Origin of the sequence: Sphingomonas qilianensis (genome assembly GCF_039614825.1) — a bacterium.
Classification (GTDB): domain Bacteria; phylum Pseudomonadota; class Alphaproteobacteria; order Sphingomonadales; family Sphingomonadaceae; genus Sphingomonas; species Sphingomonas qilianensis.
In genome coordinates, this window is sequence record NZ_JBDIMF010000004.1 from 14,162 (window position 1) to 29,130 (window position 14,969).

9 protein-coding genes are annotated in these 14,969 nt (G+C 63.9%); 4 read left to right on the forward strand and 5 right to left on the reverse strand.

Features of this window, described 5'->3' with window-relative positions:
- Nucleotides 1-89 precede the first annotated feature (89 nt).
- Complete coding sequence (locus ABC969_RS10320) at nt 90-392, reverse strand: hypothetical protein (RefSeq protein WP_345864726.1); 303 nt, start codon at nt 390-392, stop codon at nt 90-92.
- Nucleotides 392-3,223 (reverse strand): M16 family metallopeptidase, encoded by a 2,832-nt coding sequence (locus ABC969_RS10325; RefSeq protein WP_345864727.1) that lies wholly within the window; start codon nt 3,221-3,223, stop codon nt 392-394. Before ABC969_RS10325 ends, ABC969_RS10320 begins: the two co-directional genes overlap by 1 nt.
- 286 nt (nt 3,224-3,509) lie before the next feature.
- On the opposite strand from ABC969_RS10325, the gene clpB reads away from it, so the two are divergent.
- On the forward strand, nt 3,510-6,089 hold the full coding sequence (clpB, locus tag ABC969_RS10330; RefSeq protein ID WP_345864729.1) for an ATP-dependent chaperone ClpB: 2,580 nt from the start codon (nt 3,510-3,512) through the stop codon (nt 6,087-6,089).
- 9 nt (nt 6,090-6,098) lie between these two features.
- Here clpB and ABC969_RS10335 read toward each other — a convergent pair whose 3' ends face one another.
- Nucleotides 6,099-7,154 carry an aspartyl/asparaginyl beta-hydroxylase domain-containing protein gene (locus ABC969_RS10335; RefSeq protein ID WP_345864731.1) on the reverse strand — a complete coding sequence of 352 codons (1,056 nt, stop codon included), beginning with the start codon at nt 7,152-7,154 and terminating at the stop codon, nt 6,099-6,101.
- A 319-nt stretch (nt 7,155-7,473) separates the two neighbouring features.
- Between ABC969_RS10335 and ABC969_RS10340 the strand changes: the two genes are divergently transcribed.
- Nucleotides 7,474-8,517, forward strand: a complete 1,044-nt coding sequence (locus ABC969_RS10340; protein ID WP_345864733.1) for a hypothetical protein — start codon at nt 7,474-7,476, stop codon at nt 8,515-8,517.
- Nucleotides 8,514-9,695, forward strand: coding sequence for an aspartyl/asparaginyl beta-hydroxylase domain-containing protein (locus ABC969_RS10345; protein ID WP_345864735.1), 1,182 nt, complete (start codon nt 8,514-8,516; stop codon nt 9,693-9,695). Before ABC969_RS10340 ends, ABC969_RS10345 begins: the two co-directional genes overlap by 4 nt.
- Nucleotides 9,696-9,702: 7 nt before the next feature.
- Here ABC969_RS10345 and ABC969_RS10350 read toward each other — a convergent pair whose 3' ends face one another.
- Nucleotides 9,703-9,969, reverse strand: a complete 267-nt coding sequence (locus ABC969_RS10350) for a hypothetical protein (RefSeq protein ID WP_345864736.1) — start codon at nt 9,967-9,969, stop codon at nt 9,703-9,705.
- A 72-nt stretch (nt 9,970-10,041) separates the two neighbouring features.
- Here ABC969_RS10350 and ABC969_RS10355 point away from each other — a divergent pair, with 72 nt between their 5' ends.
- Nucleotides 10,042-11,685, forward strand: coding sequence for a tetratricopeptide repeat-containing sulfotransferase family protein (locus ABC969_RS10355; protein ID WP_345864737.1), 1,644 nt, complete (start codon nt 10,042-10,044; stop codon nt 11,683-11,685).
- A 179-nt stretch (nt 11,686-11,864) separates the two neighbouring features.
- Here ABC969_RS10355 and ABC969_RS10360 read toward each other — a convergent pair whose 3' ends face one another.
- The gene (locus tag ABC969_RS10360; RefSeq protein WP_345864739.1) at nt 11,865-14,969 is read right to left on the reverse strand and encodes a TonB-dependent receptor plug domain-containing protein; all 3,105 of its coding nucleotides are present in this window, start codon (nt 14,967-14,969) and stop codon (nt 11,865-11,867) included.

Below are 14,969 nucleotides of genomic sequence, written 5' to 3' on the forward strand. Positions count from 1 at the left end.
CCTCCCCGAGCGCCGCTCGGGGAGGAATAAGAAAAGGCCCGCCTCCTCATCGGAAGCGGGCCCTCTCAAGTCACCACGGCGGAAGTGGCTTATGCCACCCGCGTACCCGACATCGGGAAGCTGCCGAACGCGCCGGCACCGACGCTGCCGGTGATCGTGTCGCCATCGATCGTCGCGGTGCAATCCAGCGTCATCGGCATCGGCACGGTCATGTTCATCTTCCACGCGATCGTGTTGCCATCGACGGTGCCGTCGGTGATGTCGACCGAGCCCATCGCGCCGGCATTGCTGCCGGTGAAGGTGGTGCCATCGCTCTTGACCGTCAGCGTGCTCTTCTGATCGCCGAGCGGCGATTTGACGATCGTTTCGTAAGTGCCATCGACATCGGCCATCATTTCTCTCCCGAAGCTGGTGCGCCGCCCGCCACGGACGCCGCGGCAATCACCTCGACGGGCAGGCCGACACTGTCAAGCTGCGGCCGCACCGTCTTGGCATCGCCCACCACCACCCACACGATCTTCGTGGGGTCGATCGCCTTGCGTGCCGCAGCGTCAAGCTCCGCCCGCGTCAGCGCGCGATATTTTTGCGTGATCGTGGCGTAATAATCGTCCGGCCGCTTGAAGAGATCGTTCTGCTGCATCGCGCTCAGCACATCGCCCGAGGTTTCGAACGTGCCCGACAGCGCGCGTGTCGCGCCGTTGATCGAGCGTTCGAATTCGGCATCGGTCAGCGGCTTGGTGCTGACGAACTCGGCGATGTCCTGGCGCAGCGCCTTGATCGACTCGCCCGTCTTGTCGGCCTGGACTGGCGCGCTGATCACATAGGGCGCGCCATTCTCGCTGCGCTGAAAATAGCCGCTGACGCCGTAGGACCAATGCTTGCCCTCGCGCAGATCCATGTTGATGCGGCTGAGGAAGCTGCCGCCCAGCGCATCGTTGGCGGTGATCACGGCGAGCAGATCGTCGCTGCCGTTGAGCCCGGTGACGAGCCCGGCCGAGATTTGCGACTGCGGCGAATCCGGGCGATCGACCAGGATGATCTTGGGGCCCGCGGTGCCGCTGATCGGCCCGAACGTCTTGTTGCCCGCCAGGCCGGTGCCGGCCCAGTCGCCAAAGCGCTGATCAAGTGCCGTCTTGACGGTGGCGAGCGGCAGATCGCTGACCACGAAGATCTTGGCTTTCTCCGGCCGCAACCAGGCCTGCTGAAACGCCACCAGATCGGCGCGCGTCAGCGTCGCCACCGCCGCCGGATCGCCGCCGCCCGACGATTTGGCGTAGGGCGAGGCGGGGCCGTAGATCAGTTTGGGCAACACGCGGTTGGCAAGGCCGCCGGGGCTGGTCAGCTCCTGCGCGATGCCGGCCAGTTGCTGGTTCTTCACGCGCGCCACTTCGGCCGGCGCAAAGGCGGGGTTGCGCGTCACATCGGCGAACAGCGCGGTCGCCGCGCCGAGATTGGCGCTCGGCGCCGCCATCGACACATAGGTGCGATCGAGGCTCGCGCCGGTGCCGATATCCACGCCCAGCCGCTCGCGCGCCTCGGCCAGCTTGGTGGAGTCCAGCGTCGTCGTGCCCTCATCCATCATGCCCAGCGTCAGCTGCTGCGTGCCGAGCTTGCCCGCCACGTCCGCCGCCACGCCGGCATCGAAGCTGATCACCGCCTGCGTGATCGGCACCGCGCTGCGCTGCGCATAGACCAGCTCGATGCCGTTCCTGAGCCGCGTGCGCTCGACCTTGGGGAAGGTCAGCCCGGCCACCTCGCCCACCGCGGGCAGCGCGCCGCGCGTGCCCTTGGGCGCCGCCACCGCCGCCTCGACGATCTTGACCTCGGCCGGCACCTGCGCCTCGGCATAGGCATCGCGCGGGCCGTTGACGACCGACAGGCTGTATGACGGCCTGGTCAGCCACGTCGCCATCGCCTGCGTCACGCTGGCGGGCGTCTGCGCGGCGAGCGCGGCAAGCTGCTTCTTGTAGAAGCCGGGATCGTCCGAATAGAGCGCGCCCTCGGCCAGCGCGACCGCCTTGCCGCCAAATCCGCCGACCGATTCCAGCCCCTCGATCCGGTCCACCGTGGTCTTGGTGACATAACGGCGCACCTCATCCTCGGTCGGGCCGGTTTTAATGAAATCGGCCACGATCTGGTCGATGCGCTTGGCCACCGCCGCGGCATCCACGCCCGGGCGCACCACCGTATAGATGTCGAACGTGCCGACCTGCGCGAAGCTGGAATTGTTGACGCTGACCTGCACGGCAAGCTTTTCCTGCCGCACCAGGATGTTCTGCAGCCGCGAGCTGGACAACCCGCCCAGCACGCCCGCCGCCACGTCGAGCGCAGTCGAATCCTTGTCGTTGAGCCCCGGCACCGGCCACGAGCGCACCAGCAAGGTCGCCGCTACCCGGTCCTTCATCACCTCGGCCTTGGGCGCCGCCAGCGTCGGCACCGGCGCGTTGGGGCGCTGCGATTGCGGCCCGCGCGGGATCGCCGCGAAATTCTTCTCGACCAGCCGCTTGGCGGTGGCGAGATCGACATCACCGGCCAGCACCAGCACGGCATTGTTCGGTCCGTAATGATCCTTGAACCAGCCCTTCACATCCGCCAGCTTGGCATTGTCCAGATCGGCCATCGAGCCGATCGTGGTGTGGCCATAAGGATGATCCGCGGGGAACAGCCCTTCGTTCAATTTATATTCGATCAGCCCGTAGGGCTGGTTGTCGCCCGCGCGCTTCTCGTTCTGCACCACGCCGCGCTGCTCATCGAGCACGCTTTGCGTGATCGCGCCGGTCAGATAGCCCATGCGATCGGATTCGAGGAACAGCGCACGGTCCAGCGCCGCGGTCGGCACCGTCTCGAAATAATTGGTGCGATCGAAATAGGTCGTGCCGTTGAAATCGGTCGCGCCAACCTGCTTCAGCGGCTCGAAGAAATCGTTCGGCGCGTTCTCGCTGCCGTTGAACATCAGATGCTCGAACAGATGCGCGAAGCCCGATTTGCTCTTGGGCTCATGCTTCGAGCCGACATCGTACCATACCGACACCGCGACGACGGGCGCCTTGCGATCGGTATGCACGATCACGCGCAAGCCATTGGGGAGCGTGAACGTCTGATAGGGAATATCGACCTGTTTGACGAGCGCGGCGACCGGCGCGGGCGCGGCGGTGGGCGCCGCGGCAACGGGCGTGGCGAGCGCCAGCAGCGCCACGCCGGACAGAGCGAGGATCTTGTTCATGCAGCGAAACGTCCTTCAACGAAATGTACCGCCACAGCCTAGCATCCGGATCGCGCCGCGCAATCCGTGCGCCCATCTCCCGCGAGTGCGTCGCCCGACTGCAATTTTCGCTGTCCTACACGAACCTTGCAGGCTTACCCTTGGTCGGCCCGCGACTCGAACGGCCCGCCAATGTTGAGAAAACCCCGCCAGCGTCTCAACATTGACAACATTCGCGAACGTGTGACTGCTTGTGTTGCCCAAATACCACACTACATCACAGCGATACTCAACAGGGCAGACCCCAATGAACATCGAAAAATTCACCGATCGCGCGAAGGGCTTCCTGCAATCCGCGCAAACCGTCGCGATCCGCATGAGCCATCAGCGCATTGCGCCCGAACATATCCTGAAGGCGCTGCTCGAGGATGAGCAGGGCATGGCCGCGGGGTTGATCGCCGCCGCCGGTGGCGATGCCAAGAAAGCCGTCAGCGAGACCGATCTCGCTTTGTCCAAAATTCCCGCCGTCTCCGGCGGCGGCGCTCAGCAAACGCCGGGCCTGGATAACGATGCCGTGCGCGTCCTCGACCAGGCCGAGCAGATCGCCACCAAAGCGGGCGACAGCTTCGTCACCGTCGAGCGGCTGCTGGTCGCGCTGGCGTTGTCGCTCAATACCGTCGCCGGCAAGGCGCTCAAGACTGCGGCCGTCACGCCCGAAGCGCTCAACACCGCGATCAACGAAATCCGGGGCGGCCGCACCGCCGACAGCGCCGGCGCCGAGGACAAGTTCGATGCGCTCAAGAAATTCGCGCGCGATCTGACCCAGGCGGCGCGCGACGGCAAGCTAGACCCCGTGATCGGCCGCGACGAGGAAATCCGCCGCACGATCCAGATCCTCGCGCGGCGTACCAAGAACAATCCCGTGCTGATCGGCGAACCCGGCGTGGGCAAGACCGCGATTGCCGAGGGCCTCGCGCTGCGCATCGCCAATGGCGACGTGCCCGATACGCTCAAGGGCCGCAAACTGATGTCACTCGACATGGGCAGCCTGATCGCGGGCGCCAAATATCGCGGCGAATTCGAGGAGCGGCTGAAAGGCGTGCTCGACGAGGTGAAGGCCGCCGAGGGCGATATCATCCTGTTCATCGATGAGATGCACACGTTGGTCGGCGCGGGCAAAGGCGAAGGCGCGATGGATGCATCCAACCTGCTCAAGCCCGCCTTGGCGCGCGGCGAACTGCATTGCATCGGCGCCACCACGCTCGATGAATATCGCAAGCATGTCGAGAAGGATCCGGCGCTGCAGCGGCGCTTCCAGCCGGTCTTCGCCGACGAGCCGACGGTCGAGGACACGATCTCGATCCTGCGCGGCCTGAAGGAGAAATACGAGCTGCATCACGGCGTGCGCATCACCGATGGCGCGATCGTCGCCTCGGCCACGCTCTCCAACCGCTACATCACCGATCGCTTCCTGCCCGACAAGGCGATCGATCTGATGGACGAGGCCGCCAGCCGCATCCGCATGGAAGTGGAGAGCAAGCCCGAGGAGATCGAAAATCTCGATCGCCGCATCATCCAGCTCAAGATCGAACGCGAGGCGCTGAAGCGCGAAAGCGATCAGGCGTCACGCGACCGGCTGACCACGCTGGAGGGCGAGCTTGCCAATCTCGAACAGCAATCCGCCGAACTGACCACGCGCTGGCAGGCGGAGAAGGACAAGATCTCCGCCGAGGCCAAGCTCAAGGAACAGCTCGATGCCGCGCGGCTCGAACTCGAACAGGCGCAGCGCGCGGGCGATCTGGCCAAGGCGGGCGAGCTTTCCTACGGGCGCATCCCCGAGTTGCAGCGGCAGGTCGACGAGGCAGCGGGCGCGGCCAAGGGTGCGATGCTGCGCGAGGAAGTCACCGCAGATGACATTGCCGGCGTGGTCAGCCGCTGGACCGGCATCCCGGTCGATCGCATGCTGGAGGGCGAGCGCGCGAAGCTGCTCGGCATGGAGGAAGCGATCGGCAAGCGCGTGATCGGGCAGCAACAGGCGGTGCGCGCGGTTTCCACCGCGGTGCGGCGGTCGCGCGCGGGCCTGCAGGAAGCCAATCGGCCCTTAGGCTCGTTCCTGTTCCTCGGTCCAACCGGGGTGGGTAAGACCGAGCTGACCAAGGCGCTGGCCGAATTCCTGTTCGATGATCCGAGCGCCATGGTGCGCATCGACATGAGCGAATTCATGGAGAAGCATGCCGTCGCGCGACTGATCGGCGCGCCTCCCGGCTATGTCGGCTATGAGGAAGGCGGCGTGCTGACCGAGGCGGTGCGGCGCCGGCCCTATCAGGTCATCCTGTTCGACGAGGTCGAGAAGGCGCATGGCGATGTGTTCAACATCCTGCTGCAAGTGCTCGATGATGGCCGGCTCACCGATGGCCAGGGCCGCACGGTCGATTTCAGCAACACGCTGATCATCCTGACCTCGAACCTGGGGAGCCAATATCTGACGGCCATGCCGGACGGCGCGGACGTCTCGACGGTCGAGCCGCAGGTGATGGAAGTCGTGCGCGGCCATTTCCGCCCCGAATTCCTTAACCGGCTGGACGAGATCATCCTGTTCCACCGGCTGGGGCACAGCGAGATGGCGCCGATCGTCGATATCCAGGTCGGCCGCATCGGCAAGCTGCTGGCGGATCGCAAGATCACGCTGGATCTCACCGACGGCGCGCGCGCCTGGCTGGGCCGCGTCGGCTATGATCCGGTATACGGCGCACGCCCGCTGAAACGCGCGGTGCAACGCTATCTGCAGGACCCGCTCGCCGATCTGATCCTGCGCGGGGATGTTAAGGACGGCGCAACGCTGAAGGTCGAGGAAGGCGATGGGAAATTGCAGATCGCCGTGGCTTGATCGCCAATGCTAGTCAGCGACCTGCACGCGCAGATCATTTCCGCTGGCATCGGCCAGCGGGAAGAACTGCCGGAGCAACGCGCGTTCTTCGGGTTCGATATGTGGGTTCCACACGTCGAAGATCAGGATGGCACGCATCGCGTCCGAGCGGTTCCACGCTTCATGCTCGATTGTGTCATCAAACGCCCAGGCTTTGCCGACCTTCCAGTCCCGCATCTCCCCGCCGACGCGAAAGCTGCACCCCGGCGGGACGATCAATGGCAAGTGGATGATCGCGCGCACATTGCTCACCCCGGTATGCGCGGGCAAATGCGCGCCGGGCTTGAGGACGGAGAAGAATACCGTCGGCGCGCGCCCGGGCAGATCGCAGAGCGGCAATCGTTCGAGCGCGGTCACGGTCTGCGGGCATCGGGCGCACGCCGCCTCGTCTCGCCATCCGTTCTTCCACAGATGGAACGCGCCCCATTCCAGGCTGTGATTCAGCGGCGACCATTTATTGGCCGGCGTGCCGGGTTCCATCGCGACATAGGGAAGAAAGCTTGCCGCATCGGCAGCGACCAGCGCTTCGAATTCGCCACGGATGACATCCGTCTGCGCCTCAATTTCGCCGAGCCACGGGAAATGATCGCGATCAAAGAATTCGTCCGCTGGCAAAAACGGAAAATGCAGTCCGGCACACTGGTTGGCGTAGATCTGGCGCCGCCCCATCGTCGCATCGATACACGCATCAAAACGCCGTCGGCGATGTGCCGGCACTGCCGCGCGCGCGGCCGACAAACCGCTGTCGATGGCAGCGGCGAACGTTGTCCGCTGACGCATCACATAGTCTCGCGCGTGGTCCAGCAGGGCGTCGATGGCCGGGCCGCGATCGTCCAGCATGGCCGACATCGCCAACACGCCGGACCAGCGCTCCGCCGCGTGCGCGTCCTCGCCCATTCTCTCCAGCAGTTCGGCCATCCGCACCAGCGCCATGAAATGACGCTGATCAATCGCCAGCGCACCCTCCAGGGCGTCGCGCTCGCGCGCATCGTCCCGCGCGAGCCGGTAGGCGCGCGCCAGGTTCATAAACAATTCGGGAGAATGCGGGTCCGCACCGATTGCACGACCAAATAATTCTGCAGCACGCACCGGATTATTGGCCGCAAGTGCCTGCATTCCAAGTATATTAAGAGCCAGTGGTTGTTCACCGCCCCGCGCCAATACTTCATGACACAGACGGCCCGCTTCCTGCGCTCGCCCACCGCGCTGTGCCAGTACGGCGGCATCAAGGAATTGCTGCAGCTCTGACTGAATCATCGTTACCCCCGCAACGACTATATCTACCCGTCATTGCGGGACAATGCCCTTGGTATTTGCCAGCAAATATCGCATGATCAGCGGGACGATGCTGATCCCGACCAAAAGTGCGCCCCTTGCAACGATCGTGCGCGACGCGAACTGGTTGCCGCATCGCTACGATCCCGACCACGATGCGGTGCATTTCCTGCCCGTATCGCGCGCCATGCACCGGGCGGCGACGTTCATCACCGACGAGCATCTCCCCCCCGGCCTCGACCCCACGATCTTGCGCCGCACCGAGGCGATGGGCAGCGTACCCGCGGCAGCCCCTCTTCATTTCGTATTCCATTCCGCCTTTTGCTGTTCGACTATGCTGGCACGCGCTTTTGATCGCCCTGGCTGGGCAATGGGCCTGAAAGAACCAGTCATTCTCAACGATATCATCGGCTGGCGCCGTCGTGGCGGGCGCGGGCCCGATATGGCCAGCGTGCTGGACGATGCCTTGACCTTGCTTGCCCGCCCTTTCGGCACCGGCGAAGCAGTGATCGTCAAGCCGTCCAACGCGGTCCACGGCCTTGCCGCCGCGATGCTGGCGCTGCGCCCCGACTCCCGCGCTGTCCTGCTCTACGCACCGCTCCGCACCTATCTCGCCTCGGTTGCCAAGAAGGGCATGGATGGGCGGCTGTGGGTGCGCGTCCTGTTGCTTGGCCTGATCGACGATAAACTGATTGATCTGGGGTTCACACCACGCGACTATCTGGGCCTGAGCGATTTGCAGGTAGCCGCAGTCGGGTGGCTTGCGCAGCACATGCTGTTCTTGGCTATGATTGAACGCTTCGGGGCCGGGCGGGTTCGAACGCTCGACAGTGAAACACTGACGACACGTCCTGCCGACACTATGCGCGCCTTATCGAAATTATTTCGTCTGCCCTTATCCGATGCCGCCCTGCAGGCCATCGTGGCGGGGCCAGCCTTCACACGTCACTCGAAACTGGACGCAGCATTCGACATGTCCGCCCGCGCTCAAGAGGACCGCGCCGCGCAAGCCATGCACGCCGACGAGATCGAAAAGGTAGCGCAATGGACCGAGGCGGTGGCCCGAACATTTAAGGTGCCGATGGGAAGTCCAGCCACGCTGGACACGCGATGACGCCCGCAGATCCCGATCTTTCGGCTATCGCCCAGGCCGGTGTTGCGGCGTTGCGGAGAGGCGATGGACAGGAAGCGCGCGCGGCGTTTGAACGGGTCGAAGCGGCGGGACGGGCCACCCCGCAATTGCGCCTTTTTCTGGCGCAGGCATGCCAGATGCTTGGCGATCATCCGGCCGCCCACCATGCGCTGGATCAGGTATTGAGCGTTGAGCCGGATAATCTGTATGCGCTGATCCTGCACGGGGACCTGCATCGTAGCGCGGGCAACCCACGTGCCGCGGTGAGTTGGTATCAGACAGCGATCACGCACGCGCCCCGCGCTGGTTCGCTGCCGCCGGACCTGATCAAGGCACTGCACCGTGCGGAGGCCGCGGTGGCCGAAGAAAGTGCTAATTTCCAAGCATATCTCGACCATCAGTTCGTCGTTGCCGGCATTGCGCCGCCCCAGGTTTCCCCGCGCTTCGTCGAGGCGCTCGATATCCTTGCCAGCCGCGCCGCGCCGCAATTGCAGCGGCCGACCAGTTTCTATTACCCGGCGCTCGCACCGCGTCCCTTTTTCGATCGCGACGACTTCGCCTGGGTGACCGGACTGGAAGCCGCCGCTCCTGCGATTCGGGCAGAGTTGGCCGTGCTGCTGGCGGACAATGATGCGGTGGCGCCTTATGTCGTTGCCGATCCTAGCCGGCCGACGAAGCGCCACGTACTGCTCGACGACGATCGCTGGAGTGCCGTCCACTTGCTCCGCGATGGGGTACCGGTGCGGGAAAACGTCGCGCGCTGTCCGCGCACGATGGAGGCGCTAGCCACTGTCGGAATACCAACCATCCGGGGTCGCTCACCGACGGCGATGTTCTCCGTGCTGCGGCCACACACGCACATCCCGCCGCACACCGGCATGCTCAACACGCGGCTGATCTGCCATCTGCCGCTGATCGTGCCCGAAAACTGCCGGTTGCGGGTCGGCAATGAAACGCAGCAAGTGATGGCAGATCGAATGATGATCTTCGACGATTCGATCGAACACGAAGCATGGAATGATAGCGATGCGACCCGCGTGGTTCTACTGTTCGAAATTTGGCGCCCTGATCTCGATACAGCAGAACGCGCCGCGCTGACCACTTTATTTGAGGCAATCGGTCGCTACGCACCCGCACCGCACGATCAGGGCGGCGCCTAAGGCGCGCTCAATATGTACAGGCTGCGCCATTCCCCGCTAGACGGCACGTCGCGCCGCCCGAATTCTGGCGGATGTTATCCCGGTCGCGGTCCCAATCCGCTTTTGTTTTGCACACTCGCGTCTTGGCAACCAGCGAGCCTGTTTCGGTGAAGCGCTTGCACAGCAGTTTATCGCGGGGTTCGGCAGACTTTTCCGCCTCCTCGCGCTTCGGCTGTTCAGCCGACGCGGACGCCCCCATTACCAAGACCAGCGCGGCCGCCATCCAACGCCACATAAATTCCTCCTCTTGCAAAGCTTTGTCATTGTACGACAAGGCCCGGGCCTAAGAAAGACGGTTCAACATTCTATGCCACCGAACAAGCATCAAGGGCGGCCTGATCCAATTGCCGCGACGCGCCTGAAGATCGAGCAGTTGCTCGCGCGCAATGCCATCGCGGAGGCGGCGGCGGTGGCTGAGGCGGCATTATCGCGTAAGCAGGTCGATCCGATGTTCTTGAACCTTGCCGCCTGGCGGCGCGAGGAAGCGGGTGACTTTGGCGGCGCGCATCGCTTGCTTGGTCAGGCACTCGCGCTGGCGCCGGGCGATGTACTGGTGCTGGGTGCGATTGGCGCGGTGCTGCGCAAGCAAGGGCAGTTTGACGAGGCACTTGTGGTGCTCGACCGCACGCTTGCCGCCGCGCCTGGCCACGCCGCCGCCTGGCTCGAGCGCGGCTATGTCCTGGATGCGTTGCGCCACGACGAGAAAGCGCGCGATAGTTATGCACGGGCGGTCGCGCTCGACCCGAATATGGCGCCAGCGCTTGGCAAGCTTGCCGACGCAGCGGCCAAGTCGGGCGACGCGGCAACCGCACGCCCGCTGGCCGAGCGCGCGCTTGCGCTCAGCCCGCAGGAACCAGCCGCGGTCTGCGCTTTGGCCACGATCGAAATCGAGGCGCGCAATGGGGCGGCGGCAGAGCGTCTACTTTTGCCCTTGCTGGCCTCACCCATCCAGGATGAGGATCGCACCCGTGCCCTGACGCTGCTGGGCGACGCGCTTGATCGTCAGGACCGTACGAGCGCGGCATTCGGGCTGTACCAGCAAGCCCAGGTCAACTTCCGCACGCGCTACGCCGCCGATTTGGCGCCCTGCCCCGACCGACCATCGCATCGTCGCTTTATCGAAACGATCCGTGACCAGGTGCTGCGGGGCCCAAGCTTGGCGACATTGCCCCGTCACGCGCCAATCGAGGGCGAGGCGGACCGCCATGTGTTCCTGCTCGGTTATCCCCGCTCGGGCACAACGTTGATCGAAAACGTGCTGGCCAGTGCGCAGGATGTGGTAGCGCTGGAGGAACGCGATACGCTCGCCGCGACCGACGACGTGCTCGTCGCCAACGACGGCACCATGCCCGATCTCGACGCGATTGGGCCAGACAGGGTCGCGCAATTGCGGACGGCGTATTGGCGGCGCGTGCAGGATTATGCCGGCCCGGTCGCAGGCAAAACCTTCGTCGACATGAATCCGTTTAACGGCATCAAACTGCCCGTTATCGCCAGATTATTTCCCGCCGCTCGGATCGTCATTATGCGACGTGACCCACGCGATGTGGTGCTGAGTTGCTATCGCATCAATTTCACACCTAGCCCCGCGGCCTGGTCTTTCAGTGACCTGGAGGAAACCGCGCGGCATTATGCCGCGCTGATGGCGCTGACCGAGGCGGCCCGCGAACGATTGCCGCTGGCCTATCACGAGGTGCGCTACGACCGCGTCGTCGCCGATTTCGAGACCAGCATCCGCGCGCTCGCTGCGTTTATCGGGCTGGAATGGACCGATGCGTTCCGCGAGTTCGATCGCACCGCGCAAACCCGCGGTGTGCGCACCGCCAGCGCGACGCAGGTCCGCCGCGGCCTGTATGACGGTCGCGGACAATGGCGCCGCTATGCGGACGAACTGGCGCCAATATTGCCGATCCTGGCGCCATGGGTGGAGCGGTTCGGCTTCGAACAATGAATCGCCAATGCGGCGGCGCAGATTCGATCCAATACGGTCGAGTGAGATCCTGACCGCCTAGCGGTGCGCCATCGAACCGCGCCGCACGGCGGCAGTGGCTACCCCTGCAGTTGCAATCTGCAGCAGATAAAAAAGGGGCGAGCCGAAGCCCGCCCCTCCTTAAAGGACCATCGCTACGATCAGAACTTCAGACGGACACCTGCCGCAAAACGACGACCGATCGCATCGTAGGTCGACGGATAAGTGTTGCCGCTGTTGAAGGTGGTCGTGCCGATCGTGCCACCGACAATCGGCGGCTTCTTGTCGGCGATATTGGCCACGGTGAAGGTGAAGTCCATATTGTCGTTGACGCCGAACCGCACTGCCACGTCGAAGTAGTTGTAGGCAGGAATCTTGGAGAAATTATACGTTTCTCCATTCAACGAGCCACCAACGATCGTGCCGTTGAAAATGGTTCGGCCACCCTCAGCCTGCATACCGTCAATATGGCGCCACAGCAGCGACACATCGGCTGGCCCGAAGGTCAGCGTGGTGCGCTGGTTCCAGCTGAACTCCGGCTGCATTGACCCCGGAGTCGAGTTTGGACCCGCCGATGCGGGTGAACCGCAGTTCGTACCATACAGACCAACGCAGCTCAGACGCGTCGTATCGTCGCCGGCCACCGAGTAGAAGATCGAGCGATTGGTCCAGTTCCCCTGGAAGCTGAAGTTAAGCTTCGCAAAGCCGAGATCGCGACGATAGTTTACACCGAGATCGATGCCGTCGGTCAGCACCGAGCCCAGGTTGCTCGGCAGAATGAGCAGGCCTGGCGTGGTGGCGGCGTCGCCGTCGAGCGCGCCAGTGTCCGGATTGCGGCGGATGACCGTGCATGCCGCTGACGTAGCGCTAGCGGCGGTGATGTTACCGAAGCAGGCGTTATAGGCCACCAGCGCGGGCGGCTGCGAAATCGCATCCTTGATCTTGATATGGTAGTAATCGACCGTGATCGACAGGCCCGGCACGACGTTGCTGGGCTGAAGAACCACACCGAGCGTGTAGGAATCGGATTTTTCAGGTCGCAGCGCGATATTGCCACCGCCGGTGAAGTTCGCCTGAGACGCGGTTGGCCGTTCGATATTGCCGATCTGCGCTGCGGTAGCGCCCTGCGCGAGGCAGACCGCGCGCAAGTTGGCGTTCGTCACGGGGCCTGTGCCGGCGCAAGCATCGACCGACAGGTTGGTCAGCGCAGTGCTGATCGGCGAGAACAGCTCGTTGATGTTCGGCGCGCGAACGGCGTGCTGGTAGTTGCCGCGGATCTTCAGACCGTCGACCGGCTCCCAGCTACCGCCACCCTTATAAGTGGTAGTGTTGTAGCCGTCGCTCAGATCGGAGAAAACGTTGTAGCTCGAATAGCGGATACCGCCCTCGACCGTCAGGCTCTTGAAGAACGGCCGGTCCGAAACCAGCGGTGCGATCAATTCGCCATAGCCTTCATAGACGTCATAGCCGCCCGCATAGGTCGGTGCAGCGCCACCAGCGCCGCCCAGTTCGCCAGGGGTCTGCGACAAGATATCCGAATCCTGCGAGCCCCTATACTTGCGATACTCGGCGCCCGCAGCGAAGCTGATCGGCTGCGATGCGAATGGGGATGCAACACCGAAATCGCCCGACAGCAACGCGTGGGCCTGGGCCAGCGAGGTGCGGTTGGTCGAGGTGCTGTTCGCGGTAAGATACTGAACCTGCGACGGCGTGATCGAACCGTCTGCACCGAACAGGTTGAGCGGCACGCAGCCGCCAGCGGCAGTGATATCCGCACCGCCCGGTGCGCCGCCGAGGCAGGTCGTGGTATTGGTCGCGAACGCTGCCGAACGCGCGCGCGACGTCAGCACATAGTTGCGGATCGTCTGCTGGTTTTCGGACTCACCGTAATTGCCGCCGACATCAAGGCTGAGCGCTTCGGTGAGGTTGATCTTCGCGCCCACCTTGAAGTCGAACACCTGCGTGACATAATCGGAGATACGCGGGCCGACTTCGCTCGTGCGACGGTTTGTCGCCACCGTGAAATAGCGGAAGTTCGGGTCGGTGATCGATGTCGCAGTTGCGGCAGCGGCGCACTCGGCGGCGGTCAGCTGCGCCACACGAACGTTCTGAGCGTTGAACGTCGGGTTATTGGCGCAGAAGGTTCCGCGTGCAGCCGCGGGCAGATACGGGTTCGAGAAGGGCACGGCGAGCGACGAACCGAAGATACCCGATGGCGCAATGATCGTGCTGACGGTGTTCTTCGAGAACAGCCCACGGCCATATACTTCGATCTTATCGGACACTTCGTAATGCCCGGCGCCGTACATGTTGAAACGCTGGAACGGTGTCTGAAAAATGTTATATGGATTGAAGTTGAACGGCACGACCGGGGTCTGCAAGGCACCCGTCGTCGGGTTGATCTGCTGGTTGCCCTGGCCCGTGACGGAGAAGCGCGACGGGACGGTGGTGCCCGAACCGCCGATGCCGCCCGAGGTCGAGGTGTAGTTGTTGACCGAGAACTTGCGTGCGCCCTGATAGATCGGGTCGGAATTCTGATAACCGACCGAGAAGACCACGTTGCCGCGGCCGTCATCGAAGTTCGAACCCAGCGTCAAATCGACGCGAGTCTGCTCGCCATCGCCCTGCCCGGTGATCTGCTCGCCGACATTCAACTCCATGCCCGAAAAGTCCGAACGGGTGATAAAGTTGACGACACCCGAGACGGCGTCCGCACCATAGGTGGTGGCAGCGCCGCCGGTCAGCGTGTCGACGCGCTCGATCAGCGCCAGCGGAATGTTGTTGAGATCGACGCGACCGACCGTGCTCGAGGGAGAGATACGCGAACCATCCAGCAGCACGACGTTACGGAAGTTACCGAGACCACGAAGATCGGCATACGACGCGCCGCCATTGCCGTTATTGACCTGTGCGCCGATCGACGGAACCACGCCCGGCAGATCGCGCAGGATCTGCTCGGCGTTGTTGGACTGGCGAAGGTTGATTTCTTCCTGGCCGATCACCGCGACCGGGCTCGACGAAACGAGGTTGGGATTACGGATCAGCGTGCCGGTGACGACGATGTCACCCTGCGTGTTCTCGTCCGCCGGTGGCGCCGATTCCTGGCTCGAAATCCCAGCGGCGGGTGCCGCGGCGTCGGTACTCTGCACCCCCGTCTTGGGCTGGCTCGCCGGATCGGCGTCCTGCGCGAAGGCCGGGCTGGCGGCGAATGCCGCGCCGACCAGCAAAGTCGAGGTCAAGAGGCGCGAACGATAGGATGCGAGCAT